The sequence below is a fragment of the Butyricicoccus faecihominis genome, from assembly GCF_014648015.1.
Taxonomy (GTDB): domain Bacteria; phylum Bacillota; class Clostridia; order Oscillospirales; family Butyricicoccaceae; genus Agathobaculum; species Agathobaculum butyriciproducens.
This window is the reverse complement of the sequence record NZ_BMQH01000005.1, coordinates 152476-174635: the sequence shown is the minus strand read 5'-3', so window position 1 is coordinate 174635 and position 22160 is coordinate 152476. Positions and strand designations below refer to the sequence as shown.

Sequence of the window (22160 nt, the reverse complement as noted above, 5' to 3'; positions counted from 1 at the left end):
GTCTGACAGATATAATTTTTTCCGTCAAGCAATAAAATATATCCGATTTTACAACTTAAATCAGATATACTATAATATTATGCAAAAAACGAGGTGAGCACATGAAGCCCAAAATACAGACTGTGATACTGTTTTTTCTGACAGCGGTGTTTGCCGTCAGCGCATTTATGCTGGTGCGCCAGATGACGAGCTACCGTGCAGGTGATCAAGCCTACGCCGAGGCTTCCGAGATTGCCGCGATACCCGAAGTGCCGGAGACGGAAACCGTTCAGCAGCCAACCGAACAGCCGCCGCAGGAAACGCAGACCGAACCCGAACCCGCTCCGTCTGCCGACCCGTATGCACAGGCGCTGGAGCAGATGGACCTGCCTGCTCTGCAGCAGGTCAACAGTGATGTCATCGGCTGGATTGCCATTCCGGGCACCGAGATTTCCTATCCGCTGGTGCAGGGCACGGACAACGACTATTATCTGACACACACCTGGAACCAAAACAGCAGCGCAGTCGGCGCGATTTTCATGGACTGCCGCTGCTCTGCCGATTTCAGCGGCTTTAACACCATCGTGTACGGTCACCGGATGAACAACGGCTCGATGTTTGCCGCGCTAAAGCACTATAAAAAGCAGGATTTCCTGCAGGCACATCCGCAGGTATATGTGACCAATGCAAGCGGAACCCATGCGTACAGCATCTATGCGGCCTATGAGGCAGCGCTTGACGGAACCGCGTATTACAGTGCGTTTTCCGATGAAACAATCAAAAAAGCCTTCATTGACGAAGGCGTTTCCCTGTCGGTGATCCACACCGGCGCAGTACCGACCGTAAACGACCATATCCTCACGCTTTCCACCTGCACCGGCAACGGGCATGCAACCCGCTGGGTAGTGCAGGCGGTCATGGAATAAAAAAGTATCCCGCTTGCTGCGCTTCAGCAAGTGGGATGTTGTTATATACTCTTATTCTTCCTCGTCCGCCAGCTTTGCCACGCGGACAAATTCATCCATTTCGCGTGTGCGCCATTTCTCCTTGTGGCTGAAAATCTGGCGGTAGAGCGAAATATAGCAGTCCTCGACCGACAAACGGATCAGCCTTCCCTCTTTTACGCTGTTCTCGACTGCGTACCACGGCAGAAAGGATACACCGCGGTCAATCTCAAGCATGCGAATGAGCAGCGAGGTATCACCGCACTCGAGCGACGGCGTAAGGATGGTCCGCCGCGCGGCAAGACGGCGGTTGAGTACACGGCGATAGTTATCCTGCTCGGTAAGGAAAAAAGGCTGCGTGAGCAGTTCCTCAATCGTCAGCTCTTTTCCGCCCAGCTCCTCGCGCAGCGATGCAGATGCCACAAATACGATTTCCTCGCGCTGCTCCATCAGCTTGTTCCAGTTGTTGCTGTACAGCGGCTCATCAAGCACATAGATCATGTCCAGCTCGCCGCGTTCCATATGCTCAATCAATTCTTCCGGCTCACCGACCGTGATGCGGATAGACACTTTCGGGTTGAATTTGCGGTACAGATGCAGCACCGTCGGCAGCTTGAGACATGCAAGCGACTCAATCGTGCCGATATGCAGCGAACCGTGCAGCTCTGCCGTAGATGTGACCGACATGCGCGCCTGATTGACCTGATTCATCACGTCGCACGCGTGGCTGAGAAAACGCTCGCCCGTGTCGGTCAGCGCGATACGCTTTCCCATACGGTCAAACAGACGCGTGTCCAGTTCCTCCTCCAGCTGGCGTATCTGCACCGTTACCGCCGACTGTGAGTAGCCGAGGCTCTCTGCTGCGCGTGAAAAACTCTTAAACTGTGCTACTCGAATAAAGGTTGCAAGCTGCCGAAGCTCCATGAATTTCCCTCTCTCCCCTATATTATCAATATTTTGAATCGAAATGATAAAATATATGAATTTGACTTAACCCATTAAACAGAATATACTAAATCTACAAAGAGGTCAAGAAAGAAATTGGAGGTTTACCATAGATTTTTTAATTATCCTTTTTACACAAAAACCGCGTCCTATTTTACAGCGTTTCGCCTAAAATAGGCGGTTCTTTTTGTGTCCGGAGGCAAAAATCTCGGCAGACTTTCACGGCAGCAGACCAAAGAGGGGCAAACAAACGGTCTGCGCCGCAAAGGGTAACACCGCATAACCGAACTGTGTGGTGCTGCCCGCCAAAAAAGGAGGAAAAAGAAATGGAAGAAAAGAAAAAATTCAAACTCGGATTACTGCCCAAGCTCATCATCGCCATTATTGTCGGCATCCTGTTCGGCCAGTTCCTGCCGGAAGGCTTCTGCCGCTTTGTGGTAACGCTCTCGTCGTTCTTCAGCCAGTTCCTGTCGTTTATCATCCCGCTGATGATCCTCGCGTATGTTACCATGGGCATTGCTAACCTCAAGAGCGGCGCGGGCAAGCTGCTGCTCATCACAGTTGCCATCGCCTACTGCTCGACCCTGATCGCAGGCTCGGCTTCGTTCTTTGTAGCCGACACCCTGTTCCCGCACTTCATGAGTGCGGACGCGCTCGACAAGATCGCCGCAACCGCAGGCAACTCGCTGGAGCCGTACTTCAGCCTGGAAATTCCGGCGCTGATGAACACGCTGTCCGCTGTTGTTACGGCGTTTGTGCTCGGTCTGTGCATGTCCAGCCTGCGCGGCAAGACCATCGGCGACACGCTGTACAACGGCGTTTCCGACTTCTCCGGCATCATTGACTGCGTACTGCACAAGGTCATCATTCCGCTGCTGCCGCTTTACATCTGCGGCACGTTCACCGATATGACCAAGTCCGGCAAGACCTTTGCCATCCTCGGTATTCTGTGGAAGGTATTCATCGTTGTTATCATCATGCACCTGATCTGCATCTGCATCCAGTTCATAATTGCAGGTCTGGTCAGCCACAAGAACCCGCTCACGCTCATCCGCAACCAGATTCCGGGCTACGCAACCGCACTGGGCACCCAGTCCTCTGCGGCTACCATTCCGGTCAACCTGCAGTGCGCTGAGGCAGACGGCGTTTCCTCGGAAATCCGCAACTTTACGGTTCCGCTGTGCGCGAATATCCACATGGCAGGCTCGATGATTACCATCACAGCCTGCGCTACCGCAGTCTGCCTGATGAACCAGCTGCCGATCTCCATCGGCACCGTTATCCCGTTCATCATGACCCTCGGCATTGCCATGGTGGCGTCTCCCGGTGCGCCGGGCGGCTCCATTATGACCGCCCTGCCCTTCCTGTACATGATCTTCGGCACCGAGGCCGGTGACCCGAGCGGCCCGATCTGCGCTATCATGGTTGCACTGTACATCACGCAGGACTCGTTCGGCACCGCCTGCAACGTCTCCGGCGACAACGCGATCGGAGTAATCGTGGAGACCATCTACCGCAAGTTTATCTGCAAATCCTCCGCTCAGTAAGGAGAATCTCCTATGTCCTTTATCAGTGTTTTTGATGTGCTGGGACCGAATATGATCGGTCCCTCCAGCTCCCATACCGCCGGTGCGGCCGTTATCGCGTATCTGGCTCATAAGATGATCGCGCCGCCGCTTAAAAAGGTGGATTTCACCCTGTACGGCTCGTTCGCCAAGACCTACCACGGCCACGGCACCGACCGCGCCCTGCTCGGCGGCATCATGGGCTTTTCGACCGATGACACCCGCATCCGCAATTCGTTTTCGATTGCGACCGAGCGCGGTCTGTCCTACTCATTCACGCCGTGTGAGACCGAGACCGATGTCCATCCGAACACCGTGGACATCCGCATGGAGAACGTCGCCGGTCAGGTGATGACCATCCGCGGCGAGTCGCTCGGCGGCGGCAAGTGCCGCATCGCGCGCATTAACGGCGTCGAGGTTGACTTTACCGGTGAATACAGCACGGTCATCGTCGTTCAGCAGGACAAGCCGGGCGTTGTGGCGCACATCACCAAGGTGCTCAGCGACAAGGGTGTAAACATTGCGTTCATGCGCCTGTTCCGCGAGTCCAAGGGCAACACCGCTTACACGATCGTCGAATCGGACGGTCATTTCCCCGAGGGCATTGAGGAACCGCTCAAAAACAATCCCAACGTCCACGATGTCATGATCATCGAACCGTAAGGAGGAGAGCAGATTATGGATTTCAAAAACGCATCCGAGCTGCTTGCACTCTGCACGCAGCAGCAGCTCCCCATCTCCGAGATCATGCGCCGCCGCGAGTGCCAGCTGGGCGAAACCACACGTGATGAGGTCACGCACCGTATGAAGAAGGCACTCGAAATCATGCGCTCGTCCGCGCTGACACCGCTCAAAACGCCGGTCAAGTCCATGGGCGGCCTGATTGGCGGCGAAGCAAAAAAACTGGCGCAGCACGCGGCCAAGGGCCACTCCATCTGCGGGGATGTGCTGCACAAAGCGGCGCAGTACGCGATGGCAGTGCTTGAGGTAAATGCTTCTATGGGCCTTATCGTTGCCGCTCCGACCGCAGGCAGCGCCGGTGTTCTGCCGGGCATGCTGTTTGCCCTGCAGGACTGCTACAACATCTCGGACGAACGGCTGATTGACGCCCTGTTCAACGCCGGTGCGATCGGCTACCTCGCCATGCGCAACGCAACCGTTGCAGGCGCGGTCGGCGGCTGTCAGGCTGAGGTCGGCATCGCTTCCGCAATGGCGGCCAGCGCAGCTGTCGAGCTCATGGGCGGCAAGCCTGAGCAGTGCCTTGACGCGGCCTCCACCGTGCTGATGAACATGCTCGGTCTGGTCTGCGATCCAGTCGGCGGTCTGGTCGAGTATCCGTGCCAGAACCGCAACGCGGCAGGCGTAGCCAACGCGCTCGTTGCCGCTGAGCTCTCGCTCGCAGGCATTCACCAGTTTATCCCGTTCGATGAAATGCTCGATACCATGTACGCGGTCGGTCGCCGCATCCCCATCGAGCTGCGCGAGACTGCCCTCGGCGGCTGCGCTGCCACACCGTCTGCATGCGCGAAATGCGGACTGTGCTCTTAAATCAGATCATATCGATACTCTTTTTCGCAGGACATTCCCACCCCTCGGGAATGTCCTTTTCGCTTTTCGCTTACAGAATAAGCCCTTATCATGAAAGCAGAACCGCCCAAATCGAACTATCCCTCCCGGGCAGTAACCGGGAGGGATTTTTGTATCATTTGATTATCACTGATACTCCGCATTGAGGAACATGGGCTTGATGGCGACAACCTCATCGTATTCCTCCTGCGAGACTGTGACATCCGCGTTCAGCGCCTTCAGGTCAGTCTTCACAACGTCGAGCGCCTGCGCGGTAGTCACTGCGCGGCCATCCATGACGGCACGCTGCATGCGGCGCAGCACAACCGGATGTGCATAGCGGGCCGGCAGCGGGAAATTCATATAATCCGCAAGGTAAGCCTGCATTTTCTCCTGTGCCTGCGCATCATTCTGCATGATGGAGGTACGGTTGTTGCGTGCTGTCGGCAGGACGCTGAAGCCTGCAAACGTGAAAATCGCGGCAAGGCCGAACAGCGTAAAATAAATCGAGAACGAGCCGTGACGCACGAAAGAAACGATACCGTAAGCCAGCGCCGCAAATCCCAGCAGTGTGATCGCCATAGCGGCCCAGCGGTAGCTGCCGTTCGTACACTGAAAGTTCCGGCGGCGTTTTGCGGCTGCGCTCAGTCGTTCGGTCAGCTCAGGACGGCGCTCCAGATAGTCGATTGCGTTATCGAGTGCCTGCACGGTTTTCTCCGCCTGTGCGCTCATCGGCGGACGATTGCGCTCTTCTTCCTCCCGGCGGGCCTTCTCCTCGGCAATGCGCTGCTCTGCCGCCGCGCTGACGCACGGAATAGACGGGTGCTCAGCTCGGATAACGCTCAGAAACTCATCGACCTGCTGCTCGTACTTGAAATTGCACACCTTCTGTCCGCCGTCGAACTCCACGACCAGATAGGACAGCGTGGCGAAAATGCCCTTGCCGGAAAAGCCGCCCTTGCTCATCGCAACGCGCTTGTACACACGCGTTACCATGGAAAACGGAACATAATACCGCCGGTCAATAAAAAAGCTGTTCAAATAGAGGGCATGCCTGCCGATGCCGCACGGACCGATTTTCCGACAGGTTTTTTTATCCTCGGCAAGCGACGCGTCATCAATACGTCCCGCGCTGAGCGGATAAGGTTTCAACATTTTCCGTCACCCCGCAATTATCGTTATGGATGGCCGCAGCCGACCGCACAAAGGAACGGCCGGCTGCAGCAATGCTATTATATTCAAGCAGATTTCTTTGCGCCGCGCTTCTTGGTCGCACGGATGAACAGTGCGAGCAGCAGTGCCGCGAATACAATGCCGATCGGGTACGCCACTGCGGTATTGTAAATTACCGTGCCGTCCGCTGTCTTGCTGTTCAGCAGGCTGCCGAGGCACTCCGGTGCAAGGATGAAATAGGTGCAGGAAACTGCACTCATGAACGTAGCCGGAACAGCTGCAATCCAGAAGTTCTTCTTTTCGGTAAACAGGTACATAGCTGCTGCCCACAGAACGATCATAGCGAGCGTCTGGTTGGTCCAGCTGAAGTAACGCCAGATAACCGTGTAGTCGATCAGACCGGTTGCATTGCCGATGCCGAGGATAGCGCCGATACCGAGTACCGGGATGCACAGCTTCAGGCGGTTTGCGTACGAACTCTGATCCATGTGGAACCAGTCGGACAGCGTCAGACGAGCGGAACGGAATGCGGTATCACCGGAAGTGATCGGGCAGATAACAACGCCGATCATGGCCAGAGCAATACCGACGCCGCCCATGGTCTTGGAGCATACATCATAGATTGCTGCGGACTGACCGCCTGCCAGCGCTTCCGCCAGACCGGTGTTGAGACCGCCGGTGACCTCATACAGAGCACAGCCGACTGCCGCCCAGATCAGTGCGATAATGCCTTCGGCTACCATTGCACCGTAGAATACGAAGTGACCCTGCTTCTCGTTCTTCATGCAGCGCGCCATCAACGGCGACTGCGTGGAATGGAAGCCGGAAATTGCACCGCATGCAACCGTGATGAACATGAAGCTCCATACCGGCGTACCGGACGGGTGCATATTGTACAGGTGAGACCAAATCTCCGGAATGGTGTAATTCGGGTTGGTGAAGATACCGATGATAACACCGACCGCCATGATGATCAGGCACATGCCGAACAGCGGGTATACCTTACCGATGATCTTATCGATCGAAATAAAGGTTGCAATAAAGTAGTAAACCAGGATGAGGATCAGCCAGAACAGCGTGGTCGAAAGCACACCGGACACACCGTTGCTCTTGCACAGCGTAACGATCAGACCGGCCGGGCCGACTGCAAATACCGTACCGACCATGATCAACAGTACAACTGAGAACACACGCATGATATTCTGCATGGTGTGACCGAGGTACTTGCCGGTAACCTCTGCGATGGAGGCACCGTCGTTTCGCTCACTGATCATGCCGGAGAAGTAATCGTGTACGCCGCCGGCAAAAATGGTACCGAATGTGATCCACAGGAATACGACCGGGCCCCAGAGGGCGCCCTGCAGGGCACCGAAGATCGGGCCAAGGCCGGCGATGTTCAGCAGCTGTACCAGAAACAGCTTCCACTGCGGCATGACAACGTAGTCAACGCCATCGTTAATGCGAACTGCCGGCGTTTCCCGGTCATCCGGGCCAAAGGTTTTGTCCACAATTTTACCATAAGTAAGATAGCCGGTGATCAATAATAATAAGCATACGATAAAGCTGATCATATTATCTCCTCCTCTATACCGGCTGCGAAAGCATGACTTTCGCATAAAAATCACCGAAAAGCCTACTTTTGGAATTCCTCTTTTTCCCTTTCGGCAATCCCTATTATGAACCTATGATATAAAAACCACAAGGACAATATGTTATAATTTTAACAAGAAAAATTTGCCGAAATTTGTTTCCTTTAGAAAAAACTATCAGCGCAATAAAATCCCCCGACCAATGGCCGGGGGATTCGTTCGCCCTTATAGGAAAGTATTTACTTTTCCAGTTCGGTCCAATCACGAGTTTCGCGCAGCTTGCTCCACTTCTCGTGCTTGTTTCCCTTGATGTCGTAATAGTGGCTGTTCGTAGCCTCCTGTACGGCCAGGTAATACCATGCGGAAGTATCGGAGTTGTCGCTCCACTTGATCATGTCGTTGTGCAGATCCTTTGCAGTCTCCGGAAGGCGCTTGAGGACGCGGTTTACGAGCATCATCGCCTCAGCACGGGTGATCTTGTTATTCGGACGGAAGGTGCCGTCGGTATAACCGTTGATCCAGCCGTTGTTGGCAGCGGCGCTGATTTCGTTCTTTGCCCAGTGGGATGCAATGTCGCTGAAGTCAACAGCGGTCGTGTTGGCCTTGTCGTCAAAACGAGCTGCGATCGCAGCGAACTCCGCACGGGTGATCGGCGCATTCGGATTGAACTTGCCCTGGCTGTCGCCCTTCACGATGCCCATAGCGCTCAGCGTAGAAACAGCGTGGTTGTACCATGCGCCGGCTGCTACATCGGAGTAGCTGTTGGACTTGGTGGAGTTTGCATTGCGGGTCTCATCGGTGAGCAAACGGAAGAAGATGGTTGCTACCTCAGCACGGGTAATGCCGTTCTGAGGACGAACGGTGCTGTCCGGATAGCCTACGATGTAAGCATAGTGGTCATCGCCGTTCAGACCGGTCGGTACATCATCCGGAATGGTAACGGTGGGCTTGCGGCCGCCGCCGCCACCGCCGCCGGAAGAAGATCTTCTTGCGTAGGTGTAGGTAAAGACGGTGTCAGCCTTGATTTCCATGTCAACCTTCGGCTCAACATTCCAGCTGCCAGCACGATAGTCAGCGTCCGGGGTATTGCCTGCCTGTGCGATGTTGGATTCAACCAGCTTCGGCTGAACCGTTTTGCCAGTTTCCATGTTAATCGTGGAAACGTAGAAGATAATGTCCTTGTTATCCTTCGTGTGGCTGTCCCACTTGCCGTTTACTACCTTTTCGGTTACCTTGTACTGGTAACGATCGGGAATGCCGTCACCCTTGTTTTCGGGATCCTTGGAATCGCCCTTGGTGTCAGGATCATAGAACAGCTTGAGCGTCAGCTTCGGAACAGTGCCATCTGCATTTTTAGTCACCGTACCGCTTGCAAGGTAACCATCTGCATGCAGATTCAGCACATAACCAGTGTAACCCTTCGACTTGGCAGTAATGGTCTCATTCAATGCTGCAGTACCGGTTTCGGTATCAGCTTCGACAATTTCATATCTCTCAGTCGTCGGATTGTACTTGTAGTGCTCGATGGCGTACGCGTACTTCGGTACAGTAGCGTAGGTGTAGGTGAATACGGTGTCGTTTGCAACCGTCGCACCAACAACAGGGGTCGTATCCCATTTGCCTTCGCAGTAACCAGCAGCCGGCTTTTCGCCAGCAGTCGGAATACCGTCCGGAATAACGACTTTTTCGATTGCGTTGCCGTTTGCGTCATTGAACGGAACGTAAACGATAACGCCAGCGTTAGTGTCATTGTTCCAGTTGCCGTTTACAACCTTGAAGGTCAGACGGTATTCCCATGCGTCCGGGATGCCGTCACCCTTCTCTTCCGGCTTCTCCCGGTCGCCCTTGGCGTCAAGGTAGTAGTGGAGGTTAATGGTTACAACTTCTACCAGCCTACCGTCCTGCGAAGCAGGGGTAATCGTGGTCATAGACGGAACATAAACGTAGTTCTGCTGGTTCTTCGCATAGTCCGCGTAGAGAGACGCAATCGACGTACCCTTAACAGCAGTACCCTTCTTCGAGAAAGCCATGTCGGCAATCTCGTCACCATTTTCATCGTAGAAATGCTGGTTAATGGTGTACTTATACTCCGGATCCGGATTCTTCACGTAGTTCGGAGTAAAGATAACATCATGTGCAGGCATGGTGAACTTGCCGTCAGTAATCTTTACACCCTCCGTCTCAAGCGTCCAACCAGTAAAGGTGAAGCCGTCCTTTTCAGGATAGTCTTTCTTTACAGATACCTCAGAATTAACATCGTGAGACTCTTCTTCATACGTGGTTTCATCTTCATTCTGGTAGATTACCTTGTAGGACTTCGGCGTCCACTTTGCGTACAGAGTCAGGTCTGCATTCGGCATCCGATCGCCAGTCTGGTACGGCTTATTGTTTGCTTCATCGTACCAACCGTCGAACCTATAGCCTTCACGAGTAATTTCTGCATCAGTCGGAAGCGTCAGCTCCATCTTGGGGTAAACCTTATCCTTGCTGTAGCTGCCGTCAGCAAGCGTACCGCCGTTCGCATCATAAGTCAAATTATGAGAAGTTGCGGAAACATAAATCTTAACGGTAGCATTGCGCTCGTCATTCGTAACCTTAGCAAGATCAAGGCTAAACTGATACTCACCATTTACCTTCTCAGGCTTTCCGAGACCCTCCGGGTCAAGTACTACACTATCAATCATGTAATCCGCAGTCTCCGTCTGACGAACACGTACCGCAGAAACATTAACGGCCGAATTGTACCAGAACGTCTCACTGCGGAGCTCTTTACCAGCATCGAGACCATCCTTAATAATAACCTGATAAGTTACGCTGCGGCGTTCAGGATACTGTATCCAGTTCGGTTCAGCATTAACAGTCCAGTCGGACACGTCAATCTGAACCATCTGAGAATACTCAGTGCGAATCAGATAGTAGAATACAAGCTGAGAGCCTTCAGCAAATGCAGTCCACTTAGGCGAATTCTTTGCCTGATACTCAAGCTGACCGTCGTTGTAGCGAATATTGGTGATTTCGGTACCCTTAGCGGTCTTGTCATCGCCACCCTAGTCAGTCTGCTTTTTGTTGCTGGCATGCACACGAGCCTGCCAGAAAACGGTGTTGTAGGCCGCGTCTGCAGTTGCTTCGCGCTCAGCGGGTGCGAGGTCGGTAACAGCCTTGCCATTGCCGACAACAGCTTCGTTGATGGTCATCGAGTTGCCATCGTCACCGACTGCCCGACGGTTGGTCAGCCAATATTCAGCCTCGATGGTCTGAACCTTATTGGCATAAACATCAACTGCGTTATCGCTATTACCGCTCGTCGTTGCAATTTCATTTGCCGGAGAATTGCTTACTGCATCATTATTCTGAGAATCATTTTCATTGGAATTGCTATTATTGCCAGTCTCCTCGATGTCCGTACCGCCGGACGGTGCCTGTGCAGGATCCTGAGCCTCAGGCTGTCCTTGGGTCCCAGCATCGGGAGTTTGAATGGTGTCTCCTGTGGGAGTACTGTCAACCACCGGCATCTGGCCTTCCGGTGCCGGAAGGGTGGTGATGCCTTCATTGTCGGCCAGCGCCCAGGTCGGGCACATGGTCAGCGCCATGATAGTCGCAAGTGCTCCTGCGAGCAGACGTTTACGCATATTCTTTTTTAACATAGGAATACCTCCTTGGTCAGCGTGCATGCTGATCGAGAGGGATTGCAAATGTATTTCTGGCAACCGGCTGCCATGCGGAAAGAGACTTTCCGTTTAGGCCCCTGGCTTTGCGAGACCGGCTTTCACCGATGGTGCCCTTGTCTGTACAACTTACTCCTTATCGAGTAGCACAGATGGTTGGTTCTTTTTGAAATGGCTGTTGGCAACGCAGAATGGTTGTTCAGTCTCCAAATAAAATACCCCCTTTACAGCGCGCATAGCTCTGCAAGGGGGTACAAAGTACCTTTGGCAACCGGCTGCCATGCGGAGAGGAAAAAACCTCCGTTTAGGCCCATCTGGCTTTGCGACACCGGTTTTCACCGGCTGTGCCTTTGTCTGTACCTGTATCCCTTTACGGAAGTCATGCACAGAATTTTACGATCTTTTCTGTCGGCAGATACGCCGGACTGCATACACAGTCCCTTGCCCGCGCAGGACAGAAATCCTTCGGATCCTCTTCTTCAGTATACCATAAATGCCTGCGAACAACAAGCAAATACTGTAAAAACGAAGAAGAGTTTCAATCCGGAATCGTCTTTTTTATGCAAGAAATCGCCGCTGATTGGGCATAAACATATCCAATCAGGACCATTTGCATACAAAATAAAACGAAAAAGTGTTAAGCCGCAGCTACTGCAAGCGCATCGCTAGTGTTGGTGTAGGTCAGCGGAGATACGCAGTCATGCAGGGTTTTTGCGTTCTTTACGCTGCGGGTAACCGCGTAGGTCAGGTCGATCTGATACCACTTGCCATTCAGGTTTACCTTGTTCCAAGCGTGGTAGCTGGAGCCGGTGTAGCCCTTGGTCAGTGCACACGGGATGCCCTGGCTGCGGCACATTGCTGCAAACAGCGAGGAGAAATCGTAGCAGATACCGGTGGTGCCCTTCAGGGTAGCGGCGGTATCCGGGATGTACTTGGTAATCTTGCCGCTGGTGATCTCATTCGCCAGCTTGTTATCATAAGTATAACGGCTTGCCATGTAGTTGTAGATGGCGATAACCTTAGCCTCGTCGGTCTTGGCGTTCCTGCAGAGCTCAGCAGCCTTAGCGGATACCGTATCACCCTTGGAGAACTGAACCTCGGAAGTGGAGGCCAGATACGGAGCGTAGCTGTCTTTAACGGTTACGTTCATGGACTTGGACTCGACCTGCTGATAGGACGTACCAGAAACGTTGCGGTACAGCGTTACGGTGTACTTGCCGTTGCCCTTATCGAGAGAGAAGGAAGCATCCTTGCCGCTCGGGCAATCATAGAATACGGTCTTGCCGCCGTTGTACTGAATACCAACCTTGAGTCTTGCACTCGAGGAGTAGTTTACGGTAACATAACCGTGGGTGGAATTACTCATATCCACAACATCATTTACTGCTGCTGCGGTAACGCCCATCGAGAGGGCAGTTGCTGCAAAAACTGCGCATACAACACGAAAAAGCCGCTTCATATCCGGCGATCTCCTTTCGGTAACTGGCTGCCAGCCCTCTCGATGAGGGGTAAGGCCCTATAGCTTTGCGTCGCCACCTTTCGGTGGGTTTGCCATTATCGTTTGAGATGCGGTCAAAGCGACTGCATCATCTTCTTTTATCCACACTATAGCGCATCTGTCGTGTTTTGTCAACAGGGTTTTACAAAAAAAGAAGAAATTATGACACGTTGCCGCAGAGTTACCGAAACTATGACATTTTCCCCGTTTCTCCCGCTCTTATCGCAGCGATTTGTCCGGGAATGCAGCTCACTCCAAAGCGTGAGATGGCGGCAAAAAATCGGTAAACAGACGGCGGCAGGGGTATTCCCCTGCCGCCGCTTTCCATCGGTTGATTTGCTTATTTGCTGCCGTACAGTCTGTACAGGAATGTGACAATCTGTGCACGGGTGCAGTTGTTATGCGGACCGAACAGACCGTTTCCGATGCCGCCGGTGATGCCCTTCTGCTCTGCCCATGCTGCCGCATCGGCGTAGTAGGCATCAGCAGGTACATCGGTGAAGGACGCGCTGCCGCTGACTGCCGGACTGCCTGCCGCACGGTACAGGAGCGCTGCGCCTTGTGCTCTCGTGCAGATAGTGCCGGGTGCAAACGTTGTATCGCTCGTGCCATCGGTAATACCGTTCTCAACCGCCCACAGAACTGCCTTTTCGTAATAGCTGCCGGAAGGCACATCCACAAACGGATGGTTTGTGCTCTTCGGCTCGGGCGAGCCCGCCGTACGCCACAGGAAGGTCACAATCTGCGCTCTGGGGCAGGCAGCGTTCGGAGCGAACAGCGTGTCGCTCATGCCGCCGGTAATGCCCTTCTGCGCCGTCCAGAGGACTGCGTCATAGTAATAATCCTCCGCGTGCACATCAGTGAAGAAGTTGAGCATGGTGTTGTCGTCCATAAAGACTGCCTTCACCGTGATCCTGCCTGCAGGCATGACGAAGGTGTACTTGCCGCTGCCCTTGTCGGTCAGCGCAAGCGCCTTGCCGTCCTTGTCCAGCACGGTCAGGCTTTCGAGGACGTAGCCCTTGTCGGGGGTTGCCGTGATGGTCACAGTGTCGCCCTTGGACGCAGACTCAGGAGATACGGTGACAGTGCCGTGCTTTACATCATCTACAGATACCGAATAGCTGGGTGCGGAGAAGCCTCCTCCGCCGCCGCCACCACCTCCGGCGGACGAGCCGCCGCCGGAGGTGGAGTCTGTGATGCGAATGATAATCTTCTTTTCCACGATCACATTGGTGTCTGCGTTGACCGCAGCACAGATCAGGGTCATCGTGCCATCCTGATCACCGAAGCTGAGTGTATTTCCGCTGATAACGGCGTGCGTATCATTCTTTTCCATCGTCCAACGTACAGAAGCCGGATAGGCCGCCAGCTCTTCCGGAGTAAAGGCCTTGCCGAACTGATCGAGCGTCGTTACCTTAACTGCAGACAGATCCAGCGTAGTGTTTTTCCGAACGGACGACGGAATTCCGTCTGCGGTGATTGCAGTCAGCCGTCTCGGGGCATTGACCGTCAGTGTAATGTGGTTACTCTCGATGTCACCGGAACGGGCATAGATCTCGGTAGAATCCTCTTTCAGTGCCTTGAGTGTTCCGTTTTCGAGCGAAACCACATCCGGCTTGGAGGTAACCCATTCAAAGCTGCCGCCGGTCATTTCTCTGCCATACTGATCGTAGCCGGCAGCGGTAAACTGATCTGCAAGAACCGCATTTTCATCCAGCCGCAGGACAAAACCGTCCTTCATGTCAGCGCGAATTGTCTTGAGGGTCGGCTGCTGCTCGACCTTAACAACGACATTCTTTGCAGTCTTGCCGGCAGAGGCAGAGGAGGCTTCCAGAATCACATCCGCATAGGAGGCATCCGGGACACTGCCAACCGCAACGAGCAGTTTTCCGTTTTCAATCGTGGCATTGGTCTGATTGGTGTCTGCCAGCGTCCACTCGATGTCCGACGGAATTCCACAGGGATTGCCGTGCTGATCGCGCGCCAGCAGCGGAATGCGGGACAGATCATACTCTGCGCCCTCTACTGCGGCGGGAGCGCCGTCATTATAATACAGCTCATTCAGATACGGCTTTGCCGTCACCTGTACGGGCAGCGGCTGTGCCGTCCGATAGACCTTTTCGCCCTGCTCGTCCTGTCCGACCGGATAATACAGGGTAACCGTATCCGTGCCGACTACAAGACCGGTGATTACGCTGCCGCTGATTTCGGCATAGCCCTTGTCCGTGGCAAGCCGCCACTCAAACAGGCCATCGTCAAGCGTCATGTCCTCGCCGTACTGATCCTTGGCCTCCACATTGAGCGTGCTCAGGTCAAAGGTGTTCGCCGTATCATCATTATAGATGAGATTGGGAATCGTGCCGTTCACGGTCAGCGTATCGAGCTGCCGTTCGGGCAGAACCTGCAGCGGTACACGGTTGGATTCCGTGCCGTTCACTACGGCATAAATCTGATAGGTTCCCGGTGCGGTAAACTCGATGCTGCCCGTGGTTTCGTCAACCGTAATGTCATCGTTTGCTTCTGCATACCACTTGACCTTGCCGGTTACATCAAAATCGTTGCCGTCCTCGTCCAGAGCGGTCACGGTCAGATTCGAAACATCGGCGGTGTTGCTGCCGTCGTTGAAGTAGAACGGCTCAAAGCTGCCCTCTACCGTAACCGAGGAAAGCACAACGGGCAGGATGGTCAGTTCAATCAGCTCGCTGTTGAAATCATCCGTTGTTTCGATCGAAGCCTTCGGCTGATAGCGCAGGAACAGCTGTGCTCCGTCATTCGGCTTGAGCGCATTGAGGACAGGATAGCCATTGCGGTTTGTCGTGACCTCGGCGTACTCCGAAGCGTCGTTCAGGCCTTCGTCCACAACCGTCCATTCGCCGCTCAGGCGGGGATTGAAGCCGTACCAGTCCACGTCGTGTTCGTTTTTCGCCTCGACCTTGATGCTGTCCAGACGCAGGCTTTGCTGCTCGTACAAAGAAACCTGTTCGGTATCAGGCACCAGACGATCGAGTGCATAGATCGGGTACACCTTCTGCGGGGTGATGACGGTGTTCTTGGAGGTGTAGTGAAACGAACCGAAGTACGGTGCAACCGGCTGACCGGAGCGCAGCTGATCGGCTGCCGTCTTGAATGCTCCCTGATACAGGGTGTTCATGTCCAGCTTGTCGGGGTCGTAGCCGGAGACATTCCGGTTTTCGATGCGGGCATCCAGATCCTCGATTGCACTTCTGCCGTTCCGGCCGAAGGTATACTGCTTAAACTCCCGTCCTTTCCAGCTGTCCACCGAGACACCATTCCCCTTGGTTCGATGATAACCAGTAACCGAGAGGAGCATGGTCTTATACTTGATGTACACCGCGCCGGTATAGGGGATGGTCGTTTGCAGGTCGGTCACATCGACATTGATGTCAATGCCCGTATGTGCCGGCAGCGGTACGGAGATGGTATCCGTAATGGACTGCGCGTAGGACTCCTCCTTGCTGCTCTCGTAGGTCTTTTCCATGCCATAGGAGTAGGAAAAGCTCTGCTCTACCTTGGCAGTGGGCGAAAGCGCGGCCAGAACGGGCACGCTGAATTCGACGCCTACCGTGGTCTCCTCGGTCCAGTTCTGCGAATAGGTATTGGAGACCGTGGTCGAGGTCGTGGTGCTCTTTTCATAGGTATAGCTTTTTTCGACCGTGTTTTCAAAGTCATTGCGGTTTTCCGCCGTCACCTTGTAGCTGTCCGAGCTGCCGCCCAGATTAAACTGGTAGCCCTTCTGCTCGAGCGACGCCGTTGTGTCATCCGCCTCGATGGAAGGCGTTTCAAACCGGTTCGCAATACCCTGAATTTCAAAGTCGTAGAACGCCTGTACATAGTAGCCGTAGCCGGTACTTACATAAGAGTGATGGTCATCGCGTTCCTTCTCCGCTCTGGTAGAGACATAATAAACCGGGGTTTCTTCTTCCGGAAGGCTGTTCAAAACACCCGAGCCGCTCAAAATCGCACTCTGGTCAACGACGCTGCTGACAGCATCCCGCAGGCCCTTGGATGTATACTGTACCTTTGCGTAATCTGCCGCAGTCAGAGCGGTATACGGCTCATGATAGCCGTGTTCATTGTTGTCGTTATAGTACGTTTTTGGCAAAACATTGTTTGCAATGCCCGCCCACTGCTCCGCAAATTCGGGGCTCTTGATCATCTCCTGCAAAATCTGCTCCTGTGTGCCCGGCAGATTGTAGGTGTCTGAGGCATCAAAGATCTCCCAGTCGTTTTCTGCCGTCACGGCTGCCCCGGCTGTTGGGGGCAGCACCCCTATACACATCGCCATCGCCAGCAGGCCGCACAAACCTCGCCGTCGTATCATCTGCTTTTTACTCATACCATTTTCCTCCTTTTCTGTGGTGTTCCTGCTCGGCCATGGAAAACAGCTCGTTATGGCTCATCTCCACATCGCCAAAGCGGACAAAAATGCCGTTTGTCACCGCGCTGTTCCACACCTGCGGGTCGGAAAGTGACCGGAATCGGAATTTATCCAGATAGGGCTTCATATCCAGCAGCAGGCGACTGCCGGAGATAAAATCGACCTGCAGAACGTGGTCGGTCAGCGGCTTGACCGACTGAATGTATTTCCGGTCCAAATGCGTACCTCCTCTCGCCTACACAAAATAAAAGGTTCACCGTACCTATAGGATACGGTGAACCATTCAAAAAAACCATTCACAAGTTGTTAGTTTTTATCCGCAAGCAGGTCGAGCAGCAGCTTGCGCTTCGCACGCGGCTCTCCTGCTATCTGCAGTTTGGTGTAGATTTGATTCACATACTGCCGGATACTGCCCTCGGACAGATACAGCTTTTCCGCGATCTCGCGGTTGTTCAGCCGCTGTGCCATCAGCCGGACAATCTCATATTCCCGCTCGGTCAGCGCCGACAGGGCTTCCGGACGGTCAAACCCGGCCTTTCGCCGCTCTGCGGCTTCTCCCAGTTCGATAATCTGTGCAACCGTTCCGGTTTGCAGCCGCTCTGTCAGCAATGGCTTGAGATAGCGATAATTCTCCGCAAACGGAATGACAAAGCCGTCCGGTTCCGCGTCGGTCAGTGCCTGATCGAGCTGCGCCTGTGCCTCCGCGTGCTTACCCAGCATTTCATACGCCGCTGCCGTCTGGATTCGGATATGCATCGCGACCAGTGCGTAGTGCATGCCTTCGCACACAGCAAGCAGTCTTTCGCTCCGGCCAACGACACGGGCGTAGTCGCCCTGTGCCAGACCGACCTGATTTTCGATCATTTCGATCATCGGCTTGCCCGGTGCAAGTGTATGCACGGTTGAAAGCCTGTGCGCGCGGAAAACCTCCGGAATCTTGTCGGTTTTGCCAAGCAAAGCGTAATAATACGCCGCAATCGCGTTCCATAGGTTCAGCCAGGAAGCATTGTGCTGCCGCAGCAGCTCCGCGTGCCGCTCGGCAAGCGTGCAGTGATACTTCATCTCCGCAAACAGCGACAGCCGCCACGCCAGAAAATCACAGCACAGCGCCATATTGGCCTGCCCGTTGTCCTGAATCCGGGCGCACGCGCTTTCGAGTTCGATATGTGCATCCGTCAAGCGTCCCTGCAGGAACGCCGCCTCGGCACGCATGATGGTCTCGGCACCCTGACCGTGATTGCCGGTGATTTTATAATAGTGCGGCATGCACTCATCCATCTCGGCAAGCTCGCTCTGCAGCTCGCCCGGTGCGCGGTAAAACATCATCAGCACGGACGGTGAACCGAAGGTCCAGCCGCCGCCGGACTGGATGCTGATCGCCTTCCGCGACATCTGCGCGCTGGCACTCCGGTGCAGGCGGCTCATGGCGCTGATATCGTTGTAGCAGAGAAAACTCATGATCAGGTCGCATTCTCCCCGCAAATCGCCTTTTTCCTGTGCGGAAAGCGCTGTATTTTCGGAAATCGCCGTCAGCAGCAGCTCCTTCAGCTCCAGCATTTTCGGGATATTGCGCCAGTTGAACATACTCCGCATAAGCACCAGAATCGCCAGCGGATGGCTTGCGAGCACCGCTGCCGGGCATTCGTCCAGTGCTGCCAGCACTGCCTTCGGGTGCAGCGAGGAAAGCAGAATGCCTGCATCCTTCTGCAGCGTGCGCAGCATCGCATCGTAATCGCCGTTTTGCCGGTACTCGATCATGGCATGCAGATACAGCCGATGATCCTCATACCAGATGCCGAGCCGCCCGCGGTAGACGGTCTGCCGCTCCTTCGGCATGGACAGGAAGGTGTGCAGCGCGCATTCCTTCATCATGTGATGAAACCGGTAGGTCACGCCGTCCGGCAGACGCTTGACAAACGCATTCTGCCCGGTCAGCGCGGCAAGCAGGTCCTCGGCATGCGCGTCTGCCATGACGAACTGCGCCATTTCGACCGTAAATTCGTCGGCAAGTCCCATCACCGCAAGGAATTCCCGCTGCTTTTCGGGCAGCGGATCAATCATCGCAGCCGTAAAGATGGATGAAATATCCGAATTCGGGTCCGGCAGCACACCGTGCTCGGAAAACATCCGCAGATTCAGATAAACCGCCGAAAACCAGCCCTCGCTGTAATACAACAGCGTATCTATCTGCTCATCGGAAAGCGCGGTTCCGCACCGCTTGGTATAGACCGCCAGCTCGGTATGGTTAAGCCGAAGCTGCGCCGTGCCGATCTGGTACACCTTTCCACCCAGCCGGACAAGCTCTGCCGCCGGCAGGAACAGGTCGCGGCTGGCTAAAATCAGATGAACATTGGGCGGCAGCCGTCCGGCCAGCGCACACAGGAATCCCGGTGCGCGCTTGTCGGTCAGCAGGTGAAAATCGTCAATAAAAATATAGCAGGACTTCTCACCGGTCAGCGCATGACACAGATCGTCGATCAGAAGTCCGCCGCTGGCTCCGTCGGTCGGACAGTCGTACTCCCGCAGGAAGGCAAAGCCTGCACGCGCAAAGGCGTCCTGCACACTTTTCCAGAAAATCGCAAGATTGCTCGAGTACACACTGATGCGCACAATGTACGGTGCTTCGGCTCTGGCACGTTCCGCGAGATACCACTCCACCGCCGTCGTTTTGCCGTAGCCCATGGGTGCAACCACGGTCGTCATGGCACAGCGCGAGATTGGCCGCAGGCTCTCCTGCAGTCGCTCAGATATGTAGATCGTGTTCAGATTCCATTTCGATTTTGGCATGGCGCACCTCCGAATACTGTAATGTGCTCTCCTGTCCGTTATACTGTCTAAATTATACGGGATTTCAGAGCGGGTGTAAACCGTGTATGCTGTTAAGGCAGCGTGCATAAATAAGGGAGCCGCCTTCCGGCAGCTCCCCTGCAGCTGATGTTTTTATACCTTAAATATACGGTGCAGCAGCGCATGCTGAACAGCAGTGCGTATATATGCCCTCAATTTGAGCGTCAAGCCGCTTTTCCAACCGGCAGTGTTACCAGAATAGTCGTTCCCGTATCTGCGCTCTGTTCAACGCGCACTGTGCCGCCATGCAGGCGGACAATCTCCTGCACGAGCGCCAGTCCCAGTCCCACGCCGCCCATTGCGCGGCTGCGCGACTTATCCACGCGGAAAAACGGCTGAAAGATGCTGTCCCGGTATTCCTCGGCGATGCCCGGGCCGGTATCGCGCACACGGATGGCCGCCTGACCGCCTTCCCGCTCGACAGACACTTCCACCGAACCGCCCGTGCGATTGTACTTGATCGCGTTCTCTGTCAAATTGAACAGCAGCCGGTACAGCAGCACATCGCTGCCGGTGAGCTGCACATTTTCGCCTGTCTGCGTCAGTGTAATACCGTTTTTCTGTGCCAGCGGTGTCAAATCGACCAGCACCTCCTCAACCATCGGTGCAAGGTCGATACGGTCGGTGCGCGGCACCGACCGCAGGTCGCTCATCTCAAGCAGGGTACGCACAAGCGCACTCAGGCGCTCAACCTGCTCCTGCTGAAAATGCAGCAATTTCGCAGTTTCTTCGCTCATCTGCCGATGTTCTGCCGCAAAGAGCTCCAACCTTGTCTGCATCAGCGCCAGCGGTGTCCGCAGCTCATGGGCGGCGTTGCCCGTAAACTGCCGCTGTGCATCGAACGACTGCGCCAGCCGGTCCAGCATACCGTTCACCGACTCGCTCAGCTGCCGGAACTCGGCAGTCGTATCCTCCGGCAGACGGGTGTCCGTCAGGCTTTCTTCGTTGATCTGTTCGGTCTGCTGTGCAAAATCCTTCAGCGGCTTCAAAGCCTTTCCGCTGAAGAAATACGCGATAATGGCACTCAGCAGTGTCACCAGTGCGGTGATGTACCAGCCTATGCGCTCAAAACGCACCTTTTCTTCATTGACCTGCTGCGAAAAGTCACTGAAAAATGCCTGTATATTCTCTTTGGGTATCTGAATGGTCATTTCCTGCTGGTTTTCCGTCTTGTATTCCACCACAAAGCCGTTCAGCGCATCCATGCTGCCCGAACCGGAGTAAAACAGCAGCAGATTCAGGCTCACACACGCCGCCGCGATAAGCAGCGCGGTCAATATCGTAATGCGCCACTGGACAGAAATTCGTTTGCTCATTCGCCCGCTCCTATCTCATAGCCCTGACCGATCTTGTTGCGGATCGGGTCGTATCCCAGTGCTGCACGCAGTTTTTTCCGCAGCATGGAGATATGCACACGGATGGAGTTGCTGAAGCTGTCCACGCTGCTGTCCCACACATGCTCGATCAGCTCCTCCTGGCTGACGGGTCTGCCGCGGTTGAGCAGCAGATATTCCAGAATGCCGCTCTCCTTGCGCGTGAGCGAAAGCGTCTGTCCGGCTGCCGTGGCCGTGCGGCTGCGGGTATCAAACGTCAGCCCGCCGCACCGCAGGCACACGTCCTGCTGCACAAATCGGCGGCGCGTCAGGCTGCGCACACGCGCTTCCAGTTCCTCTAAATGGAACGGTTTGGACAGATAATCGTTCGCACCGGCATCCAGTCCGTCAACCTTGTCGGATATTTCACTGCGTGCCGACAAGATGAGCACGCCGGTCTCCTGATCATGCTCCCGCAGAGTACGCAGCACCGTCATACCGTCCACCTTAGGCAGATTCAGGTCGAGCAGCACCAGATCGTATTTTTCTACCGCCAACAGCTCCAGCGCCGCTTCTCCGTCAAAGCAGATATCCGCCTCATAGCCGGACAGACGCAGTTTTTTTGCAATGTCCTCACACAGATCGCGCTCATCCTCTATCACCAAAAGACGCATGGT

At 54.6% G+C, this 22160-nt stretch carries 15 protein-coding genes and 3 riboswitches; of the genes, 4 read left to right on the top strand and 11 right to left on the bottom strand.

Annotation, left to right across the window (positions count from 1 at the left end):
• Nucleotides 1-101: 101 nt before the first annotated feature.
• On the top strand, nt 102-905 hold the full coding sequence (gene srtB / locus IEY11_RS06660) for a class B sortase (RefSeq protein ID WP_194461863.1): 804 nt from the start codon (nt 102-104) through the stop codon (nt 903-905).
• A gap of 51 nt (nt 906-956) precedes the next feature.
• Here the strand turns inward: srtB and IEY11_RS06655 are convergent, their stop codons facing one another.
• The gene (locus IEY11_RS06655; RefSeq protein WP_188886133.1) at nt 957-1847 is read right to left on the bottom strand and encodes a LysR family transcriptional regulator; all 891 of its coding nucleotides are present in this window, start codon (nt 1845-1847) and stop codon (nt 957-959) included.
• Between the two features lie 347 nt (nt 1848-2194).
• On the opposite strand from IEY11_RS06655, the gene IEY11_RS06650 reads away from it, so the two are divergent.
• From IEY11_RS06650 to sdaAA, 3 genes are read left to right on the top strand one after another with little or no spacing between them, the layout of a single operon-like run.
• Nucleotides 2195-3415 carry a dicarboxylate/amino acid:cation symporter gene (locus IEY11_RS06650; protein ID WP_188886132.1) on the top strand — a complete coding sequence of 407 codons (1221 nt, stop codon included), beginning with the start codon at nt 2195-2197 and terminating at the stop codon, nt 3413-3415.
• A gap of 12 nt (nt 3416-3427) precedes the next feature.
• Nucleotides 3428-4096 carry an L-serine ammonia-lyase, iron-sulfur-dependent subunit beta gene (gene sdaAB / locus IEY11_RS06645; protein ID WP_188886131.1) on the top strand — a complete coding sequence of 223 codons (669 nt, stop codon included), beginning with the start codon at nt 3428-3430 and terminating at the stop codon, nt 4094-4096.
• Between the two features lie 15 nt (nt 4097-4111).
• A complete protein-coding gene (gene sdaAA, locus IEY11_RS06640; RefSeq protein WP_119189860.1) occupies nt 4112-4981 on the top strand; it encodes an L-serine ammonia-lyase, iron-sulfur-dependent, subunit alpha in 870 nt (289 codons plus the stop codon).
• Between the two features lie 165 nt (nt 4982-5146).
• On the opposite strand, the gene IEY11_RS06635 is transcribed toward sdaAA, so the two are convergent.
• The 10 genes from IEY11_RS06635 to IEY11_RS06590 all read right to left on the bottom strand — a co-directional run bounded on the left by IEY11_RS06635 (nt 5147) and on the right by IEY11_RS06590 (nt 22157).
• Complete coding sequence (locus IEY11_RS06635) at nt 5147-6154, bottom strand: ATPase P (protein ID WP_188886130.1); 1008 nt, start codon at nt 6152-6154, stop codon at nt 5147-5149.
• An 83-nt stretch (nt 6155-6237) separates the two neighbouring features.
• Nucleotides 6238-7743, bottom strand: a complete 1506-nt coding sequence (locus tag IEY11_RS06630) for a carbon starvation CstA family protein (protein WP_188886129.1) — start codon at nt 7741-7743, stop codon at nt 6238-6240.
• Between the two features lie 257 nt (nt 7744-8000).
• Entirely contained in the window at nt 8001-10445 is a 2445-nt protein-coding gene (locus IEY11_RS06625) for an S-layer homology domain-containing protein (protein ID WP_188886128.1), read from the bottom strand.
• 363 nt (nt 10446-10808) lie between these two features.
• Nucleotides 10809-11405: a hypothetical protein gene (locus IEY11_RS06620; protein ID WP_188886127.1), complete on the bottom strand. Its 597-nt coding sequence runs from the start codon at nt 11403-11405 to the stop codon at nt 10809-10811.
• A 55-nt stretch (nt 11406-11460) separates the two neighbouring features.
• Nucleotides 11461-11551, bottom strand: a riboswitch (cyclic di-GMP riboswitch).
• A gap of 138 nt (nt 11552-11689) precedes the next feature.
• Nucleotides 11690-11785, bottom strand: a riboswitch (cyclic di-GMP riboswitch).
• 278 nt (nt 11786-12063) lie between these two features.
• Complete coding sequence (locus tag IEY11_RS06615; RefSeq protein WP_188886126.1) at nt 12064-12885, bottom strand: transglutaminase-like domain-containing protein; 822 nt, start codon at nt 12883-12885, stop codon at nt 12064-12066.
• Between the two features lie 15 nt (nt 12886-12900).
• Nucleotides 12901-12989: riboswitch (cyclic di-GMP riboswitch) on the bottom strand.
• 275 nt (nt 12990-13264) lie between these two features.
• A complete protein-coding gene (locus tag IEY11_RS06610; protein WP_188886125.1) occupies nt 13265-17281 on the bottom strand; it encodes an S-layer homology domain-containing protein in 4017 nt (1338 codons plus the stop codon).
• Nucleotides 17274-17540 carry a DUF2442 domain-containing protein gene (locus IEY11_RS06605; protein ID WP_117752124.1) on the bottom strand — a complete coding sequence of 89 codons (267 nt, stop codon included), beginning with the start codon at nt 17538-17540 and terminating at the stop codon, nt 17274-17276. Before IEY11_RS06605 ends, IEY11_RS06610 begins: the two co-directional genes overlap by 8 nt.
• Before the next feature lie 89 nt (nt 17541-17629).
• Entirely contained in the window at nt 17630-20110 is a 2481-nt protein-coding gene (locus IEY11_RS06600) for a helix-turn-helix transcriptional regulator (RefSeq protein ID WP_188886124.1), read from the bottom strand.
• Between the two features lie 224 nt (nt 20111-20334).
• On the bottom strand, nt 20335-21486 hold the full coding sequence (locus IEY11_RS06595) for a sensor histidine kinase (protein WP_188886123.1): 1152 nt from the start codon (nt 21484-21486) through the stop codon (nt 20335-20337).
• Complete coding sequence (locus IEY11_RS06590; protein ID WP_118761463.1) at nt 21483-22157, bottom strand: response regulator transcription factor; 675 nt, start codon at nt 22155-22157, stop codon at nt 21483-21485. The genes IEY11_RS06595 and IEY11_RS06590 overlap by 4 nt, the downstream gene beginning before the upstream one ends.
• Nucleotides 22158-22160: the final 3 nt, after the last annotated feature.